Source organism: Bacillus cereus group sp. Bce019 (assembly GCF_051781745.1).
Lineage (GTDB): Bacteria > Bacillota > Bacilli > Bacillales > Bacillaceae_G > Bacillus_A > Bacillus_A cereus.
In genome coordinates, this window is record NZ_JBPWJX010000013.1 from 100,263 (window position 1) to 123,790 (window position 23,528).

The following is a 23,528-nucleotide window of genomic DNA, read 5'->3' on the forward strand; positions in this document are numbered from 1 at the left end:
ACGATGTTATTTATTGATAATAAAGGAATTACAGATCCTAGAATAAACTTAGCGATCGAAGAATATTGTGTGAAAAATTTAGATATTAACGAAACATATTTACTGTTCTACATAAATGAGCCTTCGATTATCATTGGTAAAAACCAAAACACAGTAGAAGAAATTAATGCAGATTACGTAAAAGAAAAAGGTATTCATGTCGTTCGTCGTCTATCAGGCGGAGGCGCAGTATATCATGATTTAGGAAACTTAAACTTCAGTTTTATTACGAAAGATGATGGAGACAGTTTCAGTAACTTCAAAAAATTCACAGAGCCTGTAACGAAAGCGCTTAGTAAATTAGGTGTAAATGCAGAACTAAGTGGTCGTAACGACATTTTAGCTGAAGGTAGAAAAATTTCAGGTAACGCGCAGTTCTCAACGAAAGGTCGTATGTTCAGTCACGGTACGTTACTATTTGACTCTGAAATCGATCACGTCGTATCAGCGTTAAAAGTAAAAATGGATAAAATCCAATCAAAAGGTATTAAATCAATCCGTAGCCGCGTTGCGAACATTACAGAGTTCCTAAACGAAGAAATGACGACAGAAGAGTTTAGACAACTTCTTCTAGAAACAATTTTCGAAGGAGAAACAGAAATCCCAACGTATGAATTAACAGAAAATGATTGGAAAGAGATCCACAAACTTTCTGAAGAACGTTACCAAAATTGGGATTGGAACTACGGAAAATCACCGAAGTTCAACTTACAACATTCACACCGCTTCCCAGTTGGACAAGTTGATGTTCGTCTTGAAGTGAAAAAAGGAACAGTAACAGAATGTAAAATTTACGGCGACTTCTTCGGTTCACTAGATGTTCATGATATCGAAGAGCGTCTAACAGGCGTTCAGTTCGATAAAGATGCATTCACTGCAGCTTTAGAAGGCGTAGATATCGCACGCTACTTCGGTAACATTACAATAGAAGATTTCTTACATTTATTCTTCTAAAAATGAGGGAGGCTGCCATAAAGGCAGCCTCTTTCTTTTTGTAGTTTTGTCGATATAATTCCATTTACCACAAAATGTATACTTACAGGACATCTGCCTCTTATAAAGGAATATATATATGAAAAGGAGGCGAATCGAAATGAAAAGAGTAATGTACGTTATATTATTGCTCAGCTTCGTCATCGGAATGACAGCGTGTAACAGTGGATTGCCCTCAAGTCGTACAATTTTGTCTATCGGAAAACCGGCTGAGGATAATGTTATATATTTTACGCATACAGATAACAAACGAAAGATACATGATATACAAGACATGTTTCAAAATAAGAAGTGGAAAAGAAATGAAACATTCAGCACTGTTAATAAAACGCCAGATGTCGTCTTATCAATAGATGAAAACAACAAAGGGTTACCGACGTTATATGTTACGGTGTATTTTCATGAAGATGGAGCGGACGCTCTTAACTTGCACGGCGAGCATACGACGTTAAATAAAGAGGAACTTAATAAACTTAGAGAAAAGATGAATGCATATTATCCTAAAATGATTTCTGGTCTAGTTTCATAAATTACTTACAAATAAAATCCCCGTATTCTTCCAAAGTAAACTAAGAGTAGGTAGTCTGTCTATATGCAGTTAATAGAATATCACTTGCCACTTTAATTTTCTTTTAATATAATTAATTTAGAATTTTTAAATATTCTAAATTTTATAAAGGTGGGGTTTTTGTGAATCTCGTTCAATCTTTGGCTGAAACGGCAAAAAAGAAGGGGGATAAACCGGCTTATATATTTATGGATCAGTCGGTCTCATATGACCAATTAAACAAAATGGTCACAAGGTTTTCTGGCAATTTAGCAGAAATGGGCATTGGAAAAGGGGACAATGTCGCATTAGTTGTTGGGAACTCACCACATTTTTTGGTCGGTTTATACGGAACAATGAAAGCCGGAGCAACTGTTATTCCAGTTAATCCAATTTATACAGCAGACGAAATGCATTATATTTTACAAAATGGAGATGTAAAAACAATCATCGTACTCGACGTCCTTCTACCTGTTATACAATCTCTTACAACAAGACTTCCTTCATTAGAAAACATCATCATATGCGAAACCTCATCAGATTTTAACCATACAGAAACCGAAAAAATGAAAACGTTTACTAGTTTTGTGGGGACTGGAGATACAACTTACGAAGGTCCTGAACTAGATGAAGAAGATGTAGCGGTTATCCTATACACTTCGGGCACAACTGGAAAACCGAAAGGCGCTATGCTTACACATAAAAATTTATATAGTAATGCAAGCGATGTGGCTTCGTATTTACAATATACGGCTGATGACCGTGTTGTTGCGGCACTGCCTATGTTCCATGTATTCTGTTTAACAGTTGCGGTAAATGCACCGATTGTGAACGGGGCAACGATTTTAATGTTACCGAAATTTAGTCCGAAAGAAGTATTCCGTATTTGTCGTACGTACGAACCAACGATCTTTGCTGGCGTACCGACGATGTACAATTATTTATATTTATTTGAAGAAGCAAGCGCAGAAGATGTGAAGACGCTTCGTCTTTGTATTTCCGGTGGTGCATCGATGCCTGTTGCTCTTCTACAAAACTTTGAAAAACGTTTTAATGTTATTGTTTCAGAAGGATACGGTTTATCAGAAGCATCACCAGTTACTTGTTTCAATCCGCTAGATCGTCCTCGTAAACCAGGGTCGATTGGCACAAATATTTGGCATGTAGAAAATAAAATTGTAAATGAACTTGGGGAAGAAGTACCTGTCGGCGCAGTCGGTGAATTAATCGTTCGCGGACCTAACGTTATGAAAGGATACTATAATGCACCAGAAGATACAGCTGCGACATTGAAAGACGGCTGGCTATATACAGGTGACTTGGCGAAAATGGATGAAGAAGGTTACTTCTATATCGTTGATCGTAAAAAAGATATCGTCTTAGTTGGCGGTTATAACGTATACCCTCGTGAAGTAGAAGAAGTATTATATACGCACGAATCAGTAGCGGAAGTTGTCGTAATCGGTGTTCCTGATGAAAACTTAGGAGAAGCTGTGCGAGCGTACGTCGTTTTGAAGCAAGCAAACGTAACAGAAGAAGAACTAATGCATTACTGTACGTTACATTTAGCGAAATATAAAGTGCCGAAAAGCATTGAGTTTTTAATAGAATTACCGAAGAATACGACTGGTAAGTTGTTAAGAAGAGCATTGAGAGAGAAAGCGATGCAAGTGTAATGAAGAAAAGGTCTCCTAAAAGATATTTTAGGAGACCTTTTCTTTGTTTATCGTAATAACTTTTTCTCATATGAAATGTAGTCGGAAGTTTGTATATATAATAGCGGAGCGTGTTCAAACAACTATTTGATACGAGTAGTAATGAAGATATTCTTCCTACGTTCTTACATAAAATTTTTAATTTTGGATATTTGTATCATATGTTTCTGCGACAAACACAAAGTCTACATGCTCTTTATCAATAAAAATACTTGTTTTAGATGGAAGACCTGTTATGGTAGAAACAATATCAACCTCAACAAGGTCAAATCCTACACGATAAGCATCTTCAATTTCAATTCCACCAGTTAGAAAAATGCAATCCATCCCCAAATGACTTAAATACAAATACATTTTCTTTCAAACTTTTATTATCCATTTCAATCCATTCTTCGTTAATATAAATCTTAAATGTTGTGCACTTTGGAACACATTTGATGTGATGTATCCCTTTATAACTATTAAGTGAAAACATATAGGTATGAGTTTCTTTAAAGTTAATATCTATCCCGTATTTAAAAGCAAAGGTTTTATATACCATTTCATAAAACAATGGCATTACAATATCATCCCATGCGTCATAGGCAAAAGCATGAATTGGTATTAGATGAGGATATAAACTTACAATCGCTTTTTGAAAATTAATTAAGATGGTTGTATCTGTAATTTCTTTTAAAGAATCATCTATTTCATGATCATAATCTTTCGAAATTCTGTTATCAATCATATGACAAACTCCTTACCTAGTCTTCTATATACTACGTTTTTCCGCATCATCAGTTACGTTCCTTCTTCAACTAAATTGCAAGTTTAACCGATGATTCCAAAAAGGCCCTTGTCTTATTTTATCAATCGTTAAATGGGGTGGGGATACTACAAGCATTAATGAGATAAGAAATCGTCTTTTCTTTTTTATGATAGATGTATTTATTTTTAAACTTCAATTTAAATCAAAACATTCGTGTGACAGATGGTTCGCAAACGTATCGATTTGATTATGACGATCAAGGAAATGTTCGTACGTATACAGCCGGAAATGGTTCAGGTTCGACGTTTAACTATGACCATGCGAACAAAATTAAAGATTTAGTAGTAGGTACATCGAGTGGTAATCTTCTATCTGAACGATATGAATATGACCAAGCAGGTAACCGTACGAAGATTAAACATGAAGGTGCGGGCGGAAAAGTAACAGAGACAAACTTTGTATATGACCCGATTAACCAATTATTAAATGAAGCATTACCAAACGGAACAACTAAATCTTACACATATGATGGATTTGGAAATCGTACGAGTGTGAAAGTTGTAGAGAATGGAAAAGAAACAAAGTCTATAGCGGCAACATTCAATGAAGGAAATCAGCTTGTCAAATTCGGAAACGAATCGTTAACGTATGATGCGAATGGAAATCGTACATCTGATGGAAAGTTCCGTTAATTACAGAATGAAAGATTATATAACTTTTAACAATGCGCTTAATACGAGTGTAGCTATGATTAGAGAGTTTTGTATGTGTAAAATAACTCCAAAAATATAAGGATATATTTTGAGGGCGTATGATTATATAGTATATTTATTGATTCGAATCTTTAAAAGGAGGGGAAACATGGGGAAAATAATAGGGATTATTCTGATTATAGGGGGTATGATTGCATTAATTTATGCAATGATACAAATCTATCGGCAATGGAAAGAAAAAGGGCCTTCTTTTGCTCTTAAATCAATAATTTTCCTAGCCGTAAGCATTTTGCTAGATACTGCAACAACTATTATATTGTGTATAGTAACAGTATTCATTGGTATTTGTTTAATTATCTACACATAATAAGTTCAAGAAGGCTAACTTATCGATTGTTACTAATTGGAGGGATTGGATGAACTTCATTTTACATGGATCTAAACATACAGTTTTAGTTTCGTTTTTGACTCATTTCAAGGTAGGGAAAAAGAGTATAATTGGCTTATAACAGACATGGAGATTGTCACATATCAGGAAGAGAAACTTATCCGAGATTATCCTAAAATGTCGCATCCAATAGTTTGGATAGCAGGTGAAGATATTTCAAATCTCGTAAAGAAATATAATCCTCAATTTATTTGGGGCGTACTATCTGCGTTTGATAAGTCTATAAACATTGATATTAATAATTTGCTTGTAGAGCCCTATGCAAATGGAAACGAAGGGCTCTGGGTACCAAGTCCAAATATTCAGCACCCTCAAGCAAAACTTGAAATTGTTTGTTGGGATTCCAGTTTGATGTTGTTATTAAGTAACGATATAAATATTGATGATAAATTTAGAAATTACTTTAAAGAAGCTAGGGATTTAAATGGAGACAAAATTAATCCGTTATACGAAACAGATATGGAAAAGGGAACGGTATGCATACTCTACAAGTAGCGTATTATAAGGTGAAAAACGGGTTCTCTGTTAGAGTAATTAGATTATTATTGATTTATAAAAACAAATAGGAATAGATAAACTTAATATTATTAAATGAGAATAGTAGGATGGAATAAGGATAAATATAACTTTGAGAGAAAAGAAGGTGTATTATATGGAGTTTACATTTGAAAAGGTTCAACGTATTGAAGATGCAAATATATACCGTGTTAGTAATGTAACTGATATTTATGAAACAGATTTATTTGATGATTATAATCGTAATGTTGATAATTTAAGTTTACTTGTTCAAGAGAGGATTAATCAGTTTATTGTACATGTAGATAAATCTGAGGAAAAAAATGTGAAAGAAGAACTAGAGTCTAAAAACATTTCCTACACAGTTTTTGATTCGGGAAGAAGGAATATTTTCTTTATTTTTGATTCTATACCAAGGACAGAAGTATCATATATAATCAAGTATTTTTATGGTGTAAGTATAGAAAATACTTTTGCTATTATCAGTTTAGGAAATAGCGTTGGTATTAAACTAGAGGAAATAAATCAAAGTAAATTGATGAAGTGTTTAATGGGAGAATGTGTTGTACCACAAATCGAATTAGTTCCATCATCGGCGTGTGCATTTATCCAATATGATGGTGCGCTTTTAACAATTGCTAGTAATAATTTTGATATTTGTGCAACATGAAAATAATAAGATGTAATTAAATGATTTTTTTAGCGCAAGGAGATACTGGAGATGTCCAAAGTTAATTAATAGATATATGTCACACCACTTATATTTTTCAGAAAAGGTGACTTTAAGAATATAGGAGGATAAAAGATACATGGATAAAGAATATGAAGAACTCATAGTTAGGAGTTTTTTTCAAAAAAAAATCCAGGATAGAATTATTTTTGAACTAACTTCACCTAAAAAAGAGTGAAGGCATTAGGGCGTTTGGCGCATAACCATGATACTATCTTAAATTCTATGTATTTTGAATCTATCCCCAAAAATATGGTGTATGCTGAAGGAATATCAACGCAATTAAAAAAATATGGAGCAAAGGATTCTTGTTACGTATCGGTATAATGTTGATAACAAATTAATGGTAGTTTAAGATGCATGGCAATGTTACATATTAGTATGATGTGAATGCAAAACGATTGTTGAATCTTTCTAGTGAAAATAGAATAGCTGCATTAAAAATTTACAATGAACCTTATGCTATAGGAAAAGAAAGAAGGAATTGTTGATGTGGATAGAGTTTCTAGAATTTTTAGAGTTTATTATAGTTTTGAGTTTAAGTCTTATATTAACATTGGTCGTTTTTTTTCAAGAAAATTATCTGTTTGATATTAAAGAAAGTATTACTAATAATAAGATCTTGTTAATTATTCAAGTCACACGTATTTTAATGGGAATGTGGATAGTATTTGTTACAGAAACTACTATAATTGCTGTTTCAAAAGTGACTGCAATTCAATTAATTATTTTACTTCTTTTTTGGGCATGCTCGAAGTATGTACAAAAAACTCGTGAAAATTGGCTAATTACTATAGTTGCTTTTGTTGTTTATGGTGTTGGTACATACATGTATATTCAGTTTGCTTTTAGAGGCTATTAATATATCACCAGAAAAGTTAGTGGTTAGAAAGATGCATTTGTTAAATGTTTGTATGAAGGAAGAGCGAATATAGGCTCTTTTTTCTTTATATAGGATAGGACATGTATCTAATCCTCGTGGGATAAATCAAAATAGAGAACGGGAAGGAATTATATGAACAAAAAAGAATTAAAATTAAAGCTACTGCAAGGTCTAATTGAAGATTTTTCTGCTATTTAATATTTAGAGGTCCTAAATATTTTTAGTTGTGGGGATGTACCTACAATAAGTTTTATAGAAACATTGTGTAGATTAAAGTAGTTCTCTTTTGCAGAAAGTAATGTTGTAGATGATGATTTTAGTGTCTGTAAAGGGATAGAATTTGGTAGCTTTATGGATAAGAGGCATTATTCGCATAAAAATAAGAGTTTTAATGGTATACAGGAGGGTATTATAATGAAATTCCCAAAAGATGAAGATGGACAAGTATTAAATATGTTATACAAGCAAGGTATAGATTTTAATAAAAAACATATAGTAGATTTCTTTATTGCAATTCCTGATCAAGACAATGGAGAAAAAGTACTTGTTAGATTACAAGCATTGGGCTTAAATTGTGAATTAGATTATAATGAAGAATTTGAAGATTGGACATGTACTTGTTCTAAAGAAATGTTCTTAATTTATGAGGATATCGTAGAGATGCAAAAGGAATTGAATAAACTTGGTGAAGAGTTTAGTGGATATACAGATGGTTGGGGTGCATTTGTGTAATAGTGAATTTAATTATCGTGATAAAATAAATTAGATGGAGTAAAGAAACTATTTATGGAAAGAAGGGCTTATATAAGTTCTTCTTTCTTTGTATATATTAATATATCTTAGTGGTAGAAACGTATATGATGTGTGGGCGGGGGGCTACCGGTAAAAGCCCGATTGGTAAGGGCTAATTAAAGTTTCACTTTATATAGGTTTTGAGAGAGTAAGATATAAGATATATTGTTTGTAGTGGAGATCTTGAATGAAGGGAGCGTGTGATAATTGGCAATGACGGATGAACAATTCGAGAAGTATCTTGTTATGTGTTATGACAAGTTAGAGAGTAAACAGCAAAAATTCATTTCAGATTATAATATCTATAACTTTGATGAGTATTGGTATGATCAAGATCAATGTATATTACAGTTTTAAAAAAATGGTCAAGTATTACTTGAATTTAGTGTTGTTTTTATAGGTTCTTGGTCTGGAAAGAGTAACAGTTGGATGTGGTCTTGGGCTAATGAGAATGTGGCTGATTATGCAAGAATAAAGTCTAATCGTTTGAAAGATTTGCAAAATATTACAGATAATGAAATTTTTATAAATTCGCTTTTTGAATGTGATCAAGAAACTGCGTATGAGCTAGCGGCCTTTTCCATTGAGTATTTAGATGCAGAAGGAGTGTATATCGCACCAGGTGAGAGAAGTGATGTATTTATGGCTGTTATGTCACCGCATGCATTGTGAGTAGAGCATATGAAAAATATAGATAAGGTAAAATGAAAAAGGAGTACAGTTTAATAAATTAATAAAAGGTATCATAGGTCCCCGATGCATGGTGATAAATTTAAAGGAGTGAATTATATTGCTTGAAGTAAAGTTTTACGATTGGAAAAAAAACCGTCCTAAAAAACATTATTTGCTTGTACATGAAATTAGAATTTTTGAGCTAATTTTCTCAAAGAAAGTTAGCGAGTTTGAGATGGGATTAAGAGAGATTGAAAAAGTAACTGTCTTTTGTTTAGCTAACGAAAACACTGATATTTCATATGAAGTGAATAGAGCTTTGGGTGAAATTCGTATATATGTTCCATATGATTTTATGGACTTTTTAGCATTAAATTCAGTTGAAGAGAAATACAAAGAGTTTTGCAAATTAGTACGTCAATATATTGTCCCTGGACTTGAAGAAAACTCTACTCTTTCATCATCTGTTGTTAAAGGGTATATAGAGGAATCTTTAGATGAAATTGTGAAGCAAAACTATGAAGGAATATTTTTAGTTGGAAAGACACCTAAGAAAAGTCCAAGCCGTAAGAAGATAGCGATATTAAAAGGAATTCATCGTGTTAAAGGTTTCCAGCTACGATGTGAAGTGTATGATGAAAAGGGATTAAAGATTCGAGATCAACTATTGGTGGAAGAGGTAGGTAACGAAATGGTATATTCTAGATTCTTAGGGACATTAAAATGGGAAAGTGAAAATTTAATAGTAGTCAATTCTAAATCCAGTAGTTGGAAAGAAGAAATCTATCTTTAATAACAAGATAGTATAGTAGAAAGAGGGTTGTAGAGCATAAATGAATTTTTTTCAGAAAAATAAATTAAGTGACATTCAGAAAAAATACTATGAACATTTTGGAGAGCCGATTCAATTTGTTAATTATTATAGCCGTGGATCGGTTATGTATTTTCAAACGGATGATACGCTTTATTATGTTAATTTACTGAATGTATGAGGTGATAAATGTGAATGAACGTTTAAAGAAAATTGCAATGTTAAGAGAAAAGGTCGAGGAAAAGGCTACTAGAGAAAAGTTTTTGATGTTATGTCCGTCTATAAAAGAATTTGAGATTATTAGCGGGAAGAAAATTGCTTCATTAGTAAACTTTTTAATTGATGAAACACCGAATCCTATCAAAGTTATGAGTAAATTAAATGCTGAACAAGTTATCAATGAAATAAAAGAATTTGAACGTGAATTAACTAGTTTATTGTCTAAGAAGATTATTCTATGGTATGCACATGAAAATTGGGACTTTGGTGTGCAATTAGAATTAGAAGATTTCATGTTATATACAAAAGAAGTATTACATTTCATTGGATATGATGATGCTCAAAGATCATTAATTTATTCTAGCCTTATTGTAGTAGATGCATCTATGAGAAGTGGCTTTACTTTTCTAAAGAATGAGTATGATCTTGAAATAGTACTATGGAAAGAAGGCTGAATGTATTAGTGTGTTTTGAAACAAATTGGATGAATGGTTGGATTTATTATTAGAAGAAGTGGTACGTGGTTTAGTGTGATAGAAAGAAAAAGAGAGTCTTCAAGGGATATGTATAAGAGAGTAAAGGAGAGAAAATATGTCTTTTTATAAAGAGGAAATAAAAGGGGATAAATTGATTATAAGTGATGAAAGCATTGATATTTTAATGGATGCTTTTCAAAATAAAGGTGAAGAGATGCCTAAAAATATATCATGGAATTTCATAGCGACGGTATTACTCGCGGGATCTTATTATGAATAAGTAAAAAACGAAGAGTCTAAATAGTCCCTTCGTTTTTTTACTTATTTTTTTTCTACCAATTTTTTATTCTTCCAATCTAGTGTGAACAATTTATTAAATGTTTTTTGATCAACGTCTTTTACGTTGTTTCCAACCCAGTTTGCAGTTCCGAATGTGTAGCCTGGACGAAGTTGGTAGTCATCGGCGTGTTTTGTATAAGCGACCTGTAAGTTAGATTGATCTGTATTTTTTTCAGAGATAACAACAGCAATCATACCAGGAGAGAAACCACTATTTGTTAATGCTGGAAGTTGATCCATCGGTATTAAATTACCTTTTGCATCAGATTCATATAGGTATGTGCGAGAGTACATGAAAAGTTGGTTTCCATATAAAGAATGATAGGAGTCACGTGTATAAATACCCCAGTTTTGATTGTTATATCCGTTAAAGAATACGTTCCACTTTACGTTTTTGTTTGTTTGGTCAATTAAATTTGTTTTATAACTAGTTTGTTTATAGCTTACAGAGTCAGACCAAGTGACTTGACCAGTTGCACCAGCTTCACCGCTAGGGCCATTAGGCGTTACAGAAGCTTTAACAGAGCCACCAAGTTGATAAGATACGCTAGATGTTACAGTCGTTTCTTCTACAGCATTTGTAGGTGCTACGTTAAAGAAACGAGCGCTGTTATCTTGAAGGTTAAATGCAACATCATATTGTGAAGGATAACGTAATGTTGCACTAGCGCCAAGGATTGGGTAGTTATCAATAGGTGCATCACTTATAGTAGGATTTGCTTTTAAAAAACTACCAGTTGTATTAATAACGGCAATCTGTTTATCAGCGCTTGGGTCATCGATAAAAGTTACCTTTAAAGACATTGTCATATTATCAGCTTGATCATTATTAAATGTATTATAGCTCGTATGTGTTTTTGCGTTTTGTCCGATATCTGTTACAACTTGTGACGTCGTTTGAGCGTAAGCAGCAGGTGTTGAAAGAGTTAAAGCGCTACTAGCAAAAACAGCGGATAATGCTAAACATTTTAAGTATGTTTTAGAACGTTTCATACAATCACTTCCTTTTATCTTTGTCGATATATGTCGTATTACATTTATATCGTAACATGAAAATAAAACGTAATGGATGGTTATGCATAATTGCATAGATGAGTTTTGAAAGATAAAGATAATAGAATTTCATCCAACACTTAAGACTCAAAAATGTCCATTACAGCCGTTCTTAAAAATTTTAAGACAATATGTTTATCAATGTTCTTATTCTGAAGATTGAAGCGCTTAATATTTACGTTATAAGTGCATAACAAGTTATAATAGAAGAAATCAATAAGGAGGCTGGCTGTGAAGAATCTTCGTTATCTCAATATATTTACCATATTAATTATATACACACTACTTATGTTTTACATCGGCTGGAACGGATGGGTTTGGCTTCATGCGGTATTTGGCTGGGAATCTTGGGGATATTATGCTTTCATAGTCGCATTTATTTCATATGCGTACATTCTCGTGCAAGTGTTTAAGTTTTTGCCATTTCTGCGAACGATAGGTTCGATTTGGTTTGCGGTCATCCAATACGCGCTTATGTTGTTGCCATTAGCTGATATTATGGTCTTTCTTTTACAGTTTTCAGTAGAGAAAGAAGCAGCAATTATTTGGACAGGGGCGGCTGTGATAGCTGCATTTATCTTTATCTTTGCGTACGGAGTATTTAATGCGTATAGTCCGGTAGTAAGAAAGTACGAAGTGCACATACCGAAAAAGGTAGAGGGGCGTAAAAGTTTACGCATTGCGATGGCTTCTGATATGCATTTCGGTAAACTGTCTGGCGTTTCGCATTTAAAAAGACTTGTTCGTCATGTAAATGAGATGGAACCTGATATTATTTTACTGCCAGGTGATATTATCGATGATCATCCAGGTGTGTTCATTCAAAAGAATATGGGATCGATTATGAAACAAATGAAAGCTCCATTAGGCGTATATGGCGTTTTAGGAAACCATGAATACTACGGCAGAGCAGTTCCAGAGTTTTTACAAGAGATGGATAAGATTGATATTCGTATTCTTTTAGATGAAGTGCTTACAATTGAAGATGACTTTTATCTCGTTGGAAGAAGAGATAAAACAGAGCGAGATCGCCAAAGCTTTGAACAATTAATGAGTACAGTGGATAAATCCATGCCAGTTATCGCAATGGATCATCAGCCATTTGAGTTGAAACAGGCAGCGGATGCTGGTGTAGACTTATTATTATCCGGTCATACGCACCGCGGACAAATGGCGCCCAATCATATTGTAACGAGAAGAATGTACGAGCTAGACTGGGGATACGCACAAAAAGGCGCGTTCCACGCAATTGTTTCTTCTGGATTTGGATTTTGGGGACCACCGCTTAGACTTGGAAGTAGGTCGGAGATTGTGCAGGTAGAAGTTACATTTGAATAGGGGTTATGAAATAGAGAGCTGATGGCTCTCTATTTTTTCAATAAAAACAAATAACAATAAATATTTATGTTGGTGCTAATTTCATAAAAGAGATAAGATTATAAGACTCGATTAAAATAAAGGGGGGATTGTAAGTGATCATATCAGATGTACTATACGGAGAATTTGAAGTGGATCAAGTAGTAGAAGAATTAATTTCAAGTAAGTCTATGCAAAGGCTAAAAGGCATTCATCAAAATGGCGCAAGTTACTTAATGAACGAGAAATGGAATGTAACGCGCTTTGATCATTCAGTTGGTGTTATGTTGTTAGTTAAAAAACTAGGTGGTTCAGTAAAAGAACAGATCGCTAGTTTACTGCATGACGTATCACATACTGCTTTTTCCCACGTGATTGATTACGTTTTTGATAATGAAGATGAAAGTTACCATGAAGAGATATTTAGTTCTGTTGTGAAAAACTCAGAAATTCCAGCGATCCTTGCGAAGTATGGTTATAACTATGAAGATATTTTGTTAGATGATTCGAAGTGGACGTTACTGGAAAGGTCAGCGCCCGAATTATGTGCAGATCGAGTGGATTATACGTTACGAGATATGTATACATACGGATATATTTCTTTAGAAGAGGTTCATAGATTTTTAGAGGATATTATCGCAGTAGAGGGGAAAATGGTCCTTCAAAGTATCGAAATGGCAGAGTGGTTTACAGAAACGTATTACAAAGAAGTAATCGATTTCTTTATGAAACCAATGAATATTTACGGAAATGATATGTTAGTGAAAACGTTAAAGTTAGCTCTTCATAAAAAGGTTATTCATGCAGATGATTTCCTTCTTGAAGATGCTGAGCTTATTTCGAAATTGCAGCAATGTAATGATTCAGAAGTCCATGCTTTATTAAGAAAAGTTCATCCCAATGTAAAAGTAAAAGAAGATAGAGACGATTACGATTTGTATCAGAAAAATAAAGTCCGTCTTATTGATCCGCCGTTACTTCGTGAAGGGAAAATCGTTCAGTCATCTGTTGTGTCAGAAAACATAAGACAGATGAGTGATATTGCTTATGAAAAAGCGGTGAGAGGGATGTATGTGAAAGTGATTTCGAATTAAAAAAGAAGTAGCGCATCGTTTTTAGAGCGCTACTTCTTTTTTATTAATGATCAAACCAATTCCAAATCTCAATATCTCCAAGAGTCGCATAACGTACGTGCGGGGAGTTTTGTAATTTTAATAACTCTTTCGACGGGCCAGTAATGACAATGCCGTATACTTTTACGCCATTCTCTTTTACATATTCATAACGTTTATCTAAGTTTAGTTCTTTCTCAGAAAGCGCTGCTATTTTGCTTACCGTTTTTTTATGGATAGAAAGGACGCGCATCATTTCGGTTATTTTGTCTTCTTGCGTTTTCTGCCCGTCAGTTTCATTATCGAGGAATCTTACATGTTCTGGAAACCCTATAGCTTCTCCGCCATGTAGGATATAGTCATCTACATTTTTTCTTTCTTGTCCTGTATCTAAAGCGTACCATAAAGGAGTTGGAGGGAGTTCTTGTGCCTCGAATGTGCTATATAAAAGCGGTTCTAATTCTTTTAAAGTGTAAGCTTTATCAAAAGAAATTGCTACTTCTGCAACGGTTCCATCATGTACTTTTGCAAGTGTATCCCATACTTTTTTTGATGAATCCTTTAAATAATCACCCTGCTCTGTTTTTGGATGAACAAAGAAGAGTTTTGGTTGATAGAACGGATTCATCCAAGTTCGCTTCGTAACATCTACAGATGATAAGAAGCTTTTTGTTTCTATTGTACCGAGGGGCATTTCTTTTTTACCGACGGTTCGTACTAAATCAAATTGGCTATTCGTACGGAAAAAAGCTTCTACACTTGTTCCGCCTCCCATAACACGGCTATTTGGGATCGTTGCTTCAAGTGCAAGCGAAGGAACCTCTCTAATTTCTTCTCCTTTATAATAGTCAATATGGACGAGCATTCGGTAAAATGTTTCTTGCATGAGATCTTCCGCATAGTGGGAATCTCCGGTTAGGGAGAGAAGATAGCGAAATAAATCTTGCATATGCTCTGAGTAAATTTCTTCTAATGATTGTTTACGTTTCACTACATTTCCCTCCCTTCATACATAACAACGAAATACATATAAAAAAGTTACAATTTTTTATGGAATTATAGTAAAAAACGTCAAGAATTGGATTGCGTTCTCTTTTATCATAATACATATAAGGCGGGTGAACAGAGATGGAAAGCTATGAAACACAAATTCAAAGGTCAATTGATTATATTGAGGAAGATGTAATGGAAAAACAAACGCTGCGTAATTTAGCGCGGGTTGCAGGTTTTTCTGAGTCTCATTTTCATCGTGTATTTCAGGCGTTAGTAGGTGATACGGTAATGGAGTATGTTCGAAAGAGGAGGTTAGCCCGGGCAGCTTATCAACTTTCTCATACGGATGAAAAAGTTATTGATATCGCGTTTGAACATGGCTTTCAATCTCACGAAACGTTCACGAGAGCCTTTAAAAAATTATTTCAAATGACACCGAGTGAATATCGAAAACAAGAAATCGAAACACCGATGTATTACAGAGTAAATGTAAAGCAAAGAAAATTAAATCCGTATTTAGGAGGCATACAAATGGAATATCGTATTGTAAATAAACCAGAATTTTTAGTGGCGGGTTATGAACTGAAGACGACAAGTAAAGAAGGGAAAAACCATCAAGACATTCCAGCATTTTGGCAAGAATATTTACAAAAAGATCTTGGAACGACGATTCCGAATCGTAAAGATACGAGCCAATGGGTAGAGCTTGGATTATGTACTGATTTTAATTTAGAAACAGGAGACTTCACTTATATTATCGGAATGGAAGTTACAGACTTTGAAAATGTACCAAATGAAATTGCAAAGCGTACTTTCCCGGCAGCAACATATGCAGTATTTACAACGCCGAAAGTTCCTCATGAAGAAATGGTATCGTCTATCCACCAAACTTGGAATGCAGTATTCTCAGAATGGTTCCCGCATTCAGGGTATGAACATTGCGGAGTTACAGAGTTTGAACTGTACGATGAGCGTTGCCACGAAGATAAGAGTGAGTTTGCACAAGTAGAGCTTTGGATACCGGTGAAGAAAAAATAATAGGGTAAGAGCGAATCATTGGGAGATGGTTCGCTTTTTTTATAAGTGGATTGTTAAATTTGTATTGTTTTATCTGTAATACATATGAAAATGGTAAAATAAAATAGCAATTAAATATTGCGGGTGGAAGGTTATGCCCTTTCTTCATTTTGTGAAGAAAGGAGGTGTAATCGTATGGAATTTCTTTTGCAAATTTTGTTGGAAATTACAAAAACTATAGCTAGAGAAGGTATAGTTTTTGGATTTAAGAAATTAACGGCAAAAAAGCGCAAAAAGAAGACCACCCGTCTGCCTGCGAAGCGTGGGAAGTCTTCTAAGCGCAAATAAGCTTTAGTTGCAACCTTCCACCTTGCGGTAATTAGTTGCAGTGACGGGGTGTTGGAAGCACCTCGTCTACTTCATTTTATGCAAAACTTAGTTAGTTTATACTTCTATTTATAGTATAACAGTTTAGAAATGTATTTGTTAATAGTTTTATTTTTACTTTGTATAGTAGGGAAGCAGGTTAGTATTGTCGGTTTTTGTCGGTAAGTCGATATATCTAGAAAATCGCTGATATAATTCGAGTTGCGCTGATATATTCAAAAAATCGCCGATATAATTTCATATACCTCTAAAACACCTCAAAAAAAACGATCCACATAATTTCAATTACAGTAAAATCATCCTAGAAAAGAAAAAAGACGCCACATAGCGTCTTTCCTACGAACGAAACGGAAATACAAGAATAATCGTCGTTCCTTTTCCGAGTGTACTATCAACGGAAATTGTTCCGTTATGAGCATGAACGAGCTGTTTTGTAATGGCTAGGCCAAGTCCAGTTCCGATGTTGCTTTCTTCTGTGTTTGTTCCGCGGTAATATCGTTCAAATAGAAGTTCTTTCGTTTTTTCATCCATTCCTTTTCCGTCATCTGAAATGGAGAGTGTAAAGGAATTAGCGTTTTGTGATAATTTTACGATGACAGTAGTTGTTTCGTTATTATGTTTTACAGCATTTACGAGTAAGTTTTCGATAATACGCTGGAACCATTTTTCTTCAATGAAATATTGAATTTTATTTGAGCTCGGTACGAATTCAATATTTTGATTTTGGAGTGTTGGATTGTTAATAAATTGCAATAACACTTTTTGAACGAACTGATTGATTTCAACGTTTACGTGTTGGGCAGGAAGGCTGTTATTTTTTAATTGATACGTTAAGCTTAAATCATCAATTAATGTCGTCATATATTGAGATTTCTCTTTCATAACACTACCAAATTGCTGAATATCACGATCAGTCCAGTTATATTGATTCGATTCGAGTAATAATGCGTAGCCATATATAGAGCTAAGTGGTGTTTTTAAGTCGTGTGTTAGACCGGTAATCCATTCTTCTCGTGTTTGCTGGAGGACTTGCCTCATCGCATCATTTTTTTTGAGTGTAATAGAAAGGTGTTCTAGTGAACTTGTTACATCTCTAAACAAACGGAATGACCATTTTTCTTTACCAGATCGCCGGAACCTGACGGGTTTTCCTTTTTTACTAATAGGTTCTTCATACTTTCCACCAGCGATATTTTTAAGCCAGCGCATCGCATGTAATAACGGTTTCCCGAATTTATTACCGTACCAAATAGAAAGAATGACTAAATAAACAAATACGATAAGAAGGATTAATCCGCATCCGATGAGAAACTTCTTAGTAAATACATCTTCAATTTCGTCACCTGGATAGTAGTGCTCATTTTTTGCAGTTACAACGAGAAGGTTGCCACTATTTGCATCGTAAAAGCTAGACGTGTTTTCTTTATGATTCCACGGCTCTTTTTCATTAAGGGCAATTTGTATCGCTGAAAATGTTTTTTTCTTTCCAGCTGGATAGGCAAAAACCTCTTCGCCATTTTGATTAAATATTTGAAGTGCTGCTTTTTCTTTAGACAGTAACTGTTTTTCTTGGTCTGTTAATGCGAACGAATCCATCGTTAAAGAGGAATGCTCCTTTTGAATTGCTGTCAGTAACGCATTGCTTTTTAACAGACCACCATAAATAACAAGTGCTTTCTTTTCTTCTAATTCAATTTCCCAATATGTAAATTTATAATTGCTTTCGATATGATGTTGTATATATGCGACTAAAGATGTCTTCGTATAAGCATCCGGAACATCATTTGGTGTATTAAAGTGGTAGAGGATCTTTCCGTTTTCATCTACAACTTGGAGCCAATCATTTTTCTCCTTTATTAAATCTTGCACTTCAGATTGTAACGAAATATGCCCATCTTCTGAAGAGATGTATCTTGAAATTGTAAAACTATCAGAATCTGGAATGTTAAGTTCGTATAAAGTACTAGTAAGAAGAAAAATTAAATAAGTAAAAGCAGCAACTACAGCGATAAGTAATGTAACTAAAACAAAAACGTGTTGCATGATAAATTGAATAATAAGTCGTTTATTAAAATTCATATCGTCACCCTACTTTGTAACGAACTTATAACCAAGCCCGCGAACGGTTTTTATATATTCTGGTTTACTTGGATCATGTTCAATTTTTTCACGTAGTTTTCGAATGTGGACCATAACAGTGTTGTCATCGCCATTATAGGCAGGTGCTCCCCAAACTTTTTCGTATATTTCCTCTTTCGAAAATACGTAGTTCGGATTCTCGCAAAAGAAGAGTAGTAGTTGAAAGAGTTGAGCGGAACATTCGACAATGTGACCATCCACTGTCAGTTCTGCAGAGTGCTGATCAATTTCAAATCTGCCAAATGAAATCGAGTGTGATTTTTGTTCGTGTGGTATGGTTTGTTTCATATGTCTCCGAAGCTGTGCTTTCATGCGTGCTACTACTTCTAATGGATTAAAGGGCTTCGTAATATAATCATCTGCACCGTATGAAAATCCGGATATTTTATCTAAATCAGATGCTTTTGCTGATAGGAAGAAAATTGGACAATCTGTTTGTTGGCGAATGATTGGACAAATATCAAAACCAGATTGTCCAGGAAGCATTACATCTAAAATAATTAAATCGTAATTGTTTTGCTTAGTTAGAGATAAAGCTATTTCAGCTGATGTTGCAGTTGTAATATGAGAAAAGCCTTCTTTTTCAAGAATGGTAGTTAGTAATTGTAAAATTGCTGTTTCATCATCAACAAGTAAAATATTTGCTTGGTACATAAAAATCCCTCCTAATTTTCTCGAATATCATATCATCATTTTGTAACTTATGGAATTTTTAAGGAAATTTTAAGGTTTTCTTTCGCAAAAAATTAAGAATCAAATGATATGATAAAAGTAACATAGGGGAGGAGATGAGTGTGAATCCGTTTCAAGTGATGCGAGCTAGATATTTTTTGATTGTATTTGCACTATTAATTTTAATAGCGAGAAGTAGTGGCGATTTGCTAACAAGTATATTTCATATACAAAATTCTTCTTTTATAAATATCCTTATATTCTATATCCTTCCGATCGTATGGATTTTTTATGAGTATAGAAAGCATCGCATTTCATTTTCATTGTTTGTTAATAAAAATGAAACATTTAACTTGGTGCAAGTTTTATACATTACGATTATGCTATGCATGTTTAGTTACGGGTATCTTATTTTGTATATGTATAGTTTTGCATGGATTACACCGGACTTTATTATGAATGCATTGCATGAACCGATTATAGATAGTACTGGGGGATATGTATATCAAGTCATTAGGGTCGTATTCATCGCACCAATTATCGGGGAGTTTGTTTTTCGCGGATTTTTACTTCAACGCTTTGCAATAAAATGGGGAACGAGCATAGCAATCATCGTTGTAGCAATATTGTTTGCGTTGTTACATGTTGATTTCCTCGGTGCAGCCATATTCAGCATCGTATTGTCAATCGTGTATATTCGTACGAAAAGTTTACTCATGCCAATTGCAATACATATGTTAAACAATGCATTTGTAATAGGTGCGTCTTTTCTAATAAGTAGAGAAAAAATTATGAGTTTTGCCGATTTCTCAAATTATACGACATTCTTTCCTGGACTTCTTATTTTTATAACAGGATTAAACTTAGTACTTATCTTTTTATTTGTTAATCGTAAATATTGGAGTAAAGAAGTACCAGTTATATATGCAGAGCAGGAAAAGAGCTTTTCAGATGTAGTCGGGAGTAAATAAGATGAAGAAGACGGTTGAAAAAGTATTAAAAGACATTATAGATTCTACGTCTATTACAGATATGTGTGATAAAAGCGTTTGTCATTGGCTTCAACCTGTAGTAGATACGATTGTGTTTCCAGAGTATTACTTATTTTCTAGTACTCATTTAAAAGAAAATATTATTTCTCTTCTTATTGTGTTCGGGGTTTTACTAATATTTGGTCTAATTGTAGAAGAAATGATGAAGCGCATCTTCAGAAAGAATGAAGAGAAGTATGTGTGGGTTCATAAAGTATTCGAGAAAGTAATGGTGGCTTTTCTTTTGTTTTATGGTATGAAAATAATCATTTACTTTATAGCTTTGAAACATCATTAATTCGAAATTTGAAAGGAATGTATAAAATTATATGAATGAAACGATATCATCAAATAAGTTTTTTTATTTGATTTTACTTAGTCTAGTGTTAATAACGACAGTGAATGTTATTTTGCGCTGGGAGGAAGCTTACTTTTTCATGTATTTAGCGCTTCATTTGCTAGGGATTTTATGTATAAGTGGTGGAGTGGTTACTGAAAAAAAGAATGAAGAAAGCGTTAATTATATGTGTGTGATCGGTCTTGTTTTACTTTTAGCTGTACAAGGTATTATGAAATATAGTTCTTTCTCTTTACAAGATTTTAATTTATTAATAGATGTACTTCCTTAAAGAGGCTTTTTATGTTATCTAAAAAGCAAGTAGGGTACGTGCGATCCTTATTCCGTATTATGAACTAAAGAAAGTGTTTAAAGATATAGGTAAAACTCTTCTTGTGTAGAAGAGTTTTTTTATGTAAATAAAAGGATTTCGAGCAATTCACATAATAAGCTTGTTCTAATTTAGCGTGTACGAACTTACAATAATAATAGACAGGCAGCATAGAGGAGGGAATAGCGTGAGGAAGGTTATCGGTTGGTCGCTTTTTTTGTACGTTGGATTTGCGTTACTTATATATTGGTATTTATTTGGATGGAATCATGAACTTATTCCGGACATGTATAAGGGAACGAGTGCAGATCCAGAAACGTTTATGAGTGCGAGAGAGCTTACGCTAAGCCAAGATTATTCGCGCGTGAAAAATTTACTATACTTTTTAGCGACGCCTCTTGAATGGATTATTTTATTATTTGTACTTGTGCTAGGTATTTCAAGAAAGTTTGAGAAATGGTCGAAGGAAACGACTAAAATAAGTGTTTTGCAAGTTGCGATTTATTTCTTTTATTTATCATTACTGACAACAGTGCTTGCCTTACCGATGCAATGGATTGGCCGGAAAGTGTCCGTTGATTACGGCATTTCAACGCAAAGTACACAAAGCTGGATAAAAGATCATGTTATCGGTTTTTGGGAAAGTTATGCGACTATGTTAATTGTAGTGACCGTTCTATTATGGCTTATCCGTAAATTTCCGAAGAGATGGTGGCTCGCAGGATGGGCGCTCTCTGTTCCATTTACAATCTTTTTAACATTCATACAGCCTGTCGTTATTGATCCGCTTTATAACGACTTCTCGACGCTGAAAAATAAAGAATTAGAAACGAAAATTTTAGCGATAGCAGACAAAGCGGACATTCCTGCTAAACACGTATATGAAGTAAATATGTCAGAAAAAACGAATGCATTAAATGCTTACGTAACAGGAATTGGCCCTAACGCCCGTATTGTAATGTGGGATACAACGCTTAAGCAGTTAAAAGATAAAGAGATTTTATTTATCATGGCTCATGAAATGGGACATTATGTTATGAAACATATATATTTTGGCGTTGCAAGTTATGTATTGCTATCGTTTATAGGTATGTTTTTAATTAGTCGTATTATAAATATGTGTATTCGCAAATGGGGAGATACATTGCAAATTTCAAAAGTGGCATGTTTCTCCATTTTACCTTTATTTTTCTTAATTTCTTCTATACTCTCTTTTGCAGCGCAACCAGCAACAAACTATGTTTCACGTATAGAAGAAAGAGCGGCAGATCAATATGCTTTAAATATGACGAAGGATGGGAAATCTGGTGTGAAAACCTTTCAATATTTATCAAAAACAAGTTTAAGCCAAGTAAATCCGCCTGCGTTAGTGAAATTTTTCTTATACACGCACCCACCAATTTTTGAAAGAATTCATACGTTTGAACAATATGAGAAACAAAGCAAAAAGGAGTAGCTATTATGCTACTTTTTTTTATAGAAATATAAGTTTTATATTGGGAATATTTATCATTGCTTTTTATTGCGATTTTGTAAATAATAAGCTATGAAATTCTAAAAATCTATATATAAAGGAATAAAGGTGGAAAAATGTATTTTTTACAAAATTTAAAAGTGAAATATAAATTATTATCGCTTATTTCATTAGCAGTTTTAGGTATGGTAATTATGAGTAGTGTAGCAATTCATTCTATTAATAAGATTAAGCACGATACAGAGGTTGTAGTAGATGATTATCAATATTCTGCAATTTTATTAGAAGGAATGCTTCGTACACAAAATTCACTAGAATATAACTTATTAGAGTTAATTACGGCATCACAAAATGAAGTGGCAAATAAAGAGGGAATAATTAATAATATTGAAAAGGATCTTAAAAAATATGATTCTTTATTAAAAGAATATGATGATGGTTTTAATTTAAGTAAGCAAGAGGATGAACTGTTTCAGAAGATGAAGAAATCTTTACCAAGTTATAAAGATACATATAAGAAATTATTTGAAAAGGCGAAGGCAACAAACGAGCCGCAAATGGTAAATGAATTTCAGAAGGAATTAAAACCGAAGGGAATAGAGTTAGCTGGTTATGCAGTGGATCTAGAATCGTATGTTTCAAACTTAGCTGATCAAGTATTTAAAGATTCTCAAAAAATGATTGATCGTTCCGTTATTACTTTTATCATTCTTGTAGTAGTTACTACAATCGTTATATGTATAGTAAGTTATATTATTAGCAAGCTTATAGTTGCTCCTTTACAAACGGTTAGTCGTATGATGGAAAGAGCGAAAGAAGGAGATTTAACCGTACATGGTGATTATACTGCTAAAGATGAATTAGGTGTATTAGTAAGTAATTTTAACGAGATGATTGCAGGGCTAAGAACAAATATGCAAGAAGTAGAGAATAATATTCAGCTTTTATTCCAACATGCAGACGGAGTAGTATCTGCATCAGAAGT

General features: G+C 33.7%; 22 protein-coding genes and 8 pseudogenes. 23 read left to right on the forward strand and 7 right to left on the reverse strand.

Features of this window, described 5'->3' with window-relative positions; genetic code table 11:
- Window positions 1-3: 3 nt before the first annotated feature.
- The 3 genes from ACS2QP_RS18005 to ACS2QP_RS18015 all read left to right on the forward strand — a co-directional run bounded on the left by ACS2QP_RS18005 (window position 4) and on the right by ACS2QP_RS18015 (window position 3,255).
- Entirely contained in the window at window positions 4-993 is a 990-nt protein-coding gene (locus ACS2QP_RS18005) for a lipoate--protein ligase (protein ID WP_332283553.1), read from the forward strand.
- 139 nt (window positions 994-1,132) lie between these two features.
- Window positions 1,133-1,561 (forward strand): hypothetical protein, encoded by a 429-nt coding sequence (locus ACS2QP_RS18010; protein WP_000832612.1) that lies wholly within the window; start codon window positions 1,133-1,135, stop codon window positions 1,559-1,561.
- 161 nt (window positions 1,562-1,722) lie between these two features.
- The gene (locus ACS2QP_RS18015) at window positions 1,723-3,255 is read left to right on the forward strand and encodes a fatty acid--CoA ligase family protein (protein ID WP_001055150.1); all 1,533 of its coding nucleotides are present in this window, start codon (window positions 1,723-1,725) and stop codon (window positions 3,253-3,255) included.
- Between the two features lie 177 nt (window positions 3,256-3,432).
- Here the strand turns inward: ACS2QP_RS18015 and ACS2QP_RS18020 are convergent.
- A pseudogene (locus ACS2QP_RS18020) lies at window positions 3,433-4,021 on the reverse strand (hypothetical protein).
- Between the two features lie 218 nt (window positions 4,022-4,239).
- On the opposite strand from ACS2QP_RS18020, the pseudogene ACS2QP_RS18025 reads away from it, so the two are divergent.
- The 11 genes and pseudogenes from ACS2QP_RS18025 to ACS2QP_RS18075 all read left to right on the forward strand — a co-directional run.
- Window positions 4,240-4,731, forward strand: a pseudogene (locus ACS2QP_RS18025) (RHS repeat-associated core domain-containing protein); the annotation flags it as partial.
- A 172-nt stretch (window positions 4,732-4,903) separates the two neighbouring features.
- Window positions 4,904-5,122, forward strand: a complete 219-nt coding sequence (locus ACS2QP_RS18030) for a hypothetical protein (protein WP_000516158.1) — start codon at window positions 4,904-4,906, stop codon at window positions 5,120-5,122.
- A gap of 49 nt (window positions 5,123-5,171) precedes the next feature.
- A pseudogene (locus tag ACS2QP_RS18035) lies at window positions 5,172-5,698 on the forward strand (hypothetical protein).
- Between the two features lie 157 nt (window positions 5,699-5,855).
- On the forward strand, window positions 5,856-6,389 hold the full coding sequence (locus ACS2QP_RS18040; protein WP_000397231.1) for a hypothetical protein: 534 nt from the start codon (window positions 5,856-5,858) through the stop codon (window positions 6,387-6,389).
- A 550-nt stretch (window positions 6,390-6,939) separates the two neighbouring features.
- On the forward strand, window positions 6,940-7,311 hold the full coding sequence (locus tag ACS2QP_RS18045; protein WP_438882705.1) for a hypothetical protein: 372 nt from the start codon (window positions 6,940-6,942) through the stop codon (window positions 7,309-7,311).
- Between the two features lie 435 nt (window positions 7,312-7,746).
- Window positions 7,747-8,064, forward strand: a complete 318-nt coding sequence (locus ACS2QP_RS18050; RefSeq protein ID WP_061456909.1) for a ribonuclease E inhibitor RraB — start codon at window positions 7,747-7,749, stop codon at window positions 8,062-8,064.
- Between the two features lie 273 nt (window positions 8,065-8,337).
- A pseudogene (locus tag ACS2QP_RS18055) lies at window positions 8,338-8,796 on the forward strand (DUF6882 domain-containing protein).
- A 118-nt stretch (window positions 8,797-8,914) separates the two neighbouring features.
- Complete coding sequence (locus ACS2QP_RS18060; RefSeq protein WP_438882706.1) at window positions 8,915-9,589, forward strand: hypothetical protein; 675 nt, start codon at window positions 8,915-8,917, stop codon at window positions 9,587-9,589.
- A gap of 40 nt (window positions 9,590-9,629) precedes the next feature.
- Window positions 9,630-9,788, forward strand: a complete 159-nt coding sequence (locus tag ACS2QP_RS18065; protein WP_438882718.1) for a hypothetical protein — start codon at window positions 9,630-9,632, stop codon at window positions 9,786-9,788.
- A gap of 10 nt (window positions 9,789-9,798) precedes the next feature.
- Window positions 9,799-10,281 carry a YxiF family protein gene (locus ACS2QP_RS18070; protein WP_086410601.1) on the forward strand — a complete coding sequence of 161 codons (483 nt, stop codon included), beginning with the start codon at window positions 9,799-9,801 and terminating at the stop codon, window positions 10,279-10,281.
- Between the two features lie 136 nt (window positions 10,282-10,417).
- Window positions 10,418-10,582 carry a hypothetical protein gene (locus ACS2QP_RS18075; RefSeq protein WP_000011709.1) on the forward strand — a complete coding sequence of 55 codons (165 nt, stop codon included), beginning with the start codon at window positions 10,418-10,420 and terminating at the stop codon, window positions 10,580-10,582.
- A gap of 41 nt (window positions 10,583-10,623) precedes the next feature.
- Here ACS2QP_RS18075 and cytK2 read toward each other — a convergent pair whose 3' ends face one another.
- A complete protein-coding gene (gene cytK2, locus ACS2QP_RS18080; protein ID WP_438882707.1) occupies window positions 10,624-11,634 on the reverse strand; it encodes a beta-channel forming cytolysin CytK2 in 1,011 nt (336 codons plus the stop codon).
- A 143-nt stretch (window positions 11,635-11,777) separates the two neighbouring features.
- Window positions 11,778-11,891: pseudogene (locus ACS2QP_RS18085) on the reverse strand (TetR family transcriptional regulator); the annotation flags it as partial.
- Between the two features lie 34 nt (window positions 11,892-11,925).
- On the opposite strand from ACS2QP_RS18085, the gene ACS2QP_RS18090 reads away from it, so the two are divergent.
- On the forward strand, window positions 11,926-13,032 hold the full coding sequence (locus ACS2QP_RS18090) for a metallophosphoesterase (protein WP_438882708.1): 1,107 nt from the start codon (window positions 11,926-11,928) through the stop codon (window positions 13,030-13,032).
- A 134-nt stretch (window positions 13,033-13,166) separates the two neighbouring features.
- A complete protein-coding gene (locus ACS2QP_RS18095) occupies window positions 13,167-14,144 on the forward strand; it encodes an HD domain-containing protein (RefSeq protein WP_438882709.1) in 978 nt (325 codons plus the stop codon).
- A 43-nt stretch (window positions 14,145-14,187) separates the two neighbouring features.
- Here the strand turns inward: ACS2QP_RS18095 and ACS2QP_RS18100 are convergent.
- Window positions 14,188-14,997: pseudogene (locus ACS2QP_RS18100) on the reverse strand (anti sigma factor C-terminal domain-containing protein); the annotation flags it as partial.
- Window positions 14,986-15,153 (reverse strand): annotated as a pseudogene (locus ACS2QP_RS18105) (sigma factor); the annotation flags it as partial. The pseudogenes ACS2QP_RS18100 and ACS2QP_RS18105, both read right to left, overlap by 12 nt.
- A gap of 137 nt (window positions 15,154-15,290) precedes the next feature.
- Here ACS2QP_RS18105 and ACS2QP_RS18110 point away from each other — a divergent pair.
- Both ACS2QP_RS18110 and ACS2QP_RS18115 read left to right on the forward strand, forming a co-directional pair.
- Window positions 15,291-16,193 (forward strand): AraC family transcriptional regulator, encoded by a 903-nt coding sequence (locus ACS2QP_RS18110; protein WP_000446855.1) that lies wholly within the window; start codon window positions 15,291-15,293, stop codon window positions 16,191-16,193.
- 174 nt (window positions 16,194-16,367) lie between these two features.
- Window positions 16,368-16,520, forward strand: a complete 153-nt coding sequence (locus ACS2QP_RS18115; protein ID WP_000394943.1) for a hypothetical protein — start codon at window positions 16,368-16,370, stop codon at window positions 16,518-16,520.
- 375 nt (window positions 16,521-16,895) lie between these two features.
- Here the strand turns inward: ACS2QP_RS18115 and ACS2QP_RS18120 are convergent, their stop codons facing one another.
- Window positions 16,896-18,638: a sensor histidine kinase gene (locus ACS2QP_RS18120; protein ID WP_438882710.1), complete on the reverse strand. Its 1,743-nt coding sequence runs from the start codon at window positions 18,636-18,638 to the stop codon at window positions 16,896-16,898.
- 9 nt (window positions 18,639-18,647) lie between these two features.
- Window positions 18,648-19,352 (reverse strand): response regulator transcription factor, encoded by a 705-nt coding sequence (locus ACS2QP_RS18125; protein WP_000283863.1) that lies wholly within the window; start codon window positions 19,350-19,352, stop codon window positions 18,648-18,650.
- A gap of 140 nt (window positions 19,353-19,492) precedes the next feature.
- On the opposite strand from ACS2QP_RS18125, the gene ACS2QP_RS18130 reads away from it, so the two are divergent.
- The 5 genes and pseudogenes from ACS2QP_RS18130 to ACS2QP_RS18150 form a co-directional block, all read left to right on the forward strand.
- Entirely contained in the window at window positions 19,493-20,341 is an 849-nt protein-coding gene (locus ACS2QP_RS18130) for a CPBP family intramembrane glutamic endopeptidase (protein WP_139365845.1), read from the forward strand.
- Between the two features lies 1 nt (window position 20,342).
- Window positions 20,343-20,699: a hypothetical protein gene (locus ACS2QP_RS18135; protein WP_078421046.1), complete on the forward strand. Its 357-nt coding sequence runs from the start codon at window positions 20,343-20,345 to the stop codon at window positions 20,697-20,699.
- Between the two features lie 31 nt (window positions 20,700-20,730).
- A complete protein-coding gene (locus ACS2QP_RS18140; RefSeq protein ID WP_016082517.1) occupies window positions 20,731-21,030 on the forward strand; it encodes a DUF2101 family protein in 300 nt (99 codons plus the stop codon).
- Between the two features lie 226 nt (window positions 21,031-21,256).
- Window positions 21,257-22,525 (forward strand): M48 family metallopeptidase, encoded by a 1,269-nt coding sequence (locus ACS2QP_RS18145; RefSeq protein ID WP_001233314.1) that lies wholly within the window; start codon window positions 21,257-21,259, stop codon window positions 22,523-22,525.
- A gap of 134 nt (window positions 22,526-22,659) precedes the next feature.
- Window positions 22,660-23,439, forward strand: a pseudogene (locus ACS2QP_RS18150) (MCP four helix bundle domain-containing protein); the annotation flags it as partial.
- Between the last annotated feature and the right edge of the window lie 89 nt (window positions 23,440-23,528).

Coding starts and splice junctions, on each gene's coding strand:
- ACS2QP_RS18005 (WP_332283553.1), top strand. CDS start 4: ATGTTATTTATTGATAATAAAGGAATTACAGATCCTAGAATAAACTTA.
- ACS2QP_RS18010 (WP_000832612.1), top strand. CDS start 1,133: ATGAAAAGAGTAATGTACGTTATATTATTGCTCAGCTTCGTCATCGGA.
- ACS2QP_RS18030 (WP_000516158.1), top strand. CDS start 4,904: ATGGGGAAAATAATAGGGATTATTCTGATTATAGGGGGTATGATTGCA.
- ACS2QP_RS18040 (WP_000397231.1), top strand. CDS start 5,856: ATGGAGTTTACATTTGAAAAGGTTCAACGTATTGAAGATGCAAATATA.
- ACS2QP_RS18045 (WP_438882705.1), top strand. CDS start 6,940: ATGTGGATAGAGTTTCTAGAATTTTTAGAGTTTATTATAGTTTTGAGT.
- ACS2QP_RS18050 (WP_061456909.1), top strand. CDS start 7,747: ATGAAATTCCCAAAAGATGAAGATGGACAAGTATTAAATATGTTATAC.
- ACS2QP_RS18065 (WP_438882718.1), top strand. CDS start 9,630: ATGAATTTTTTTCAGAAAAATAAATTAAGTGACATTCAGAAAAAATAC.
- ACS2QP_RS18075 (WP_000011709.1), top strand. CDS start 10,418: ATGTCTTTTTATAAAGAGGAAATAAAAGGGGATAAATTGATTATAAGT.
- cytK2 (WP_438882707.1), bottom strand. CDS start 11,634: ATGAAACGTTCTAAAACATACTTAAAATGTTTAGCATTATCCGCTGTT.
- ACS2QP_RS18110 (WP_000446855.1), top strand. CDS start 15,291: ATGGAAAGCTATGAAACACAAATTCAAAGGTCAATTGATTATATTGAG.
- ACS2QP_RS18115 (WP_000394943.1), top strand. CDS start 16,368: ATGGAATTTCTTTTGCAAATTTTGTTGGAAATTACAAAAACTATAGCT.
- ACS2QP_RS18120 (WP_438882710.1), bottom strand. CDS start 18,638: ATGAATTTTAATAAACGACTTATTATTCAATTTATCATGCAACACGTT.
- ACS2QP_RS18125 (WP_000283863.1), bottom strand. CDS start 19,352: ATGTACCAAGCAAATATTTTACTTGTTGATGATGAAACAGCAATTTTA.
- ACS2QP_RS18135 (WP_078421046.1), top strand. CDS start 20,343: ATGAAGAAGACGGTTGAAAAAGTATTAAAAGACATTATAGATTCTACG.
- ACS2QP_RS18140 (WP_016082517.1), top strand. CDS start 20,731: ATGAATGAAACGATATCATCAAATAAGTTTTTTTATTTGATTTTACTT.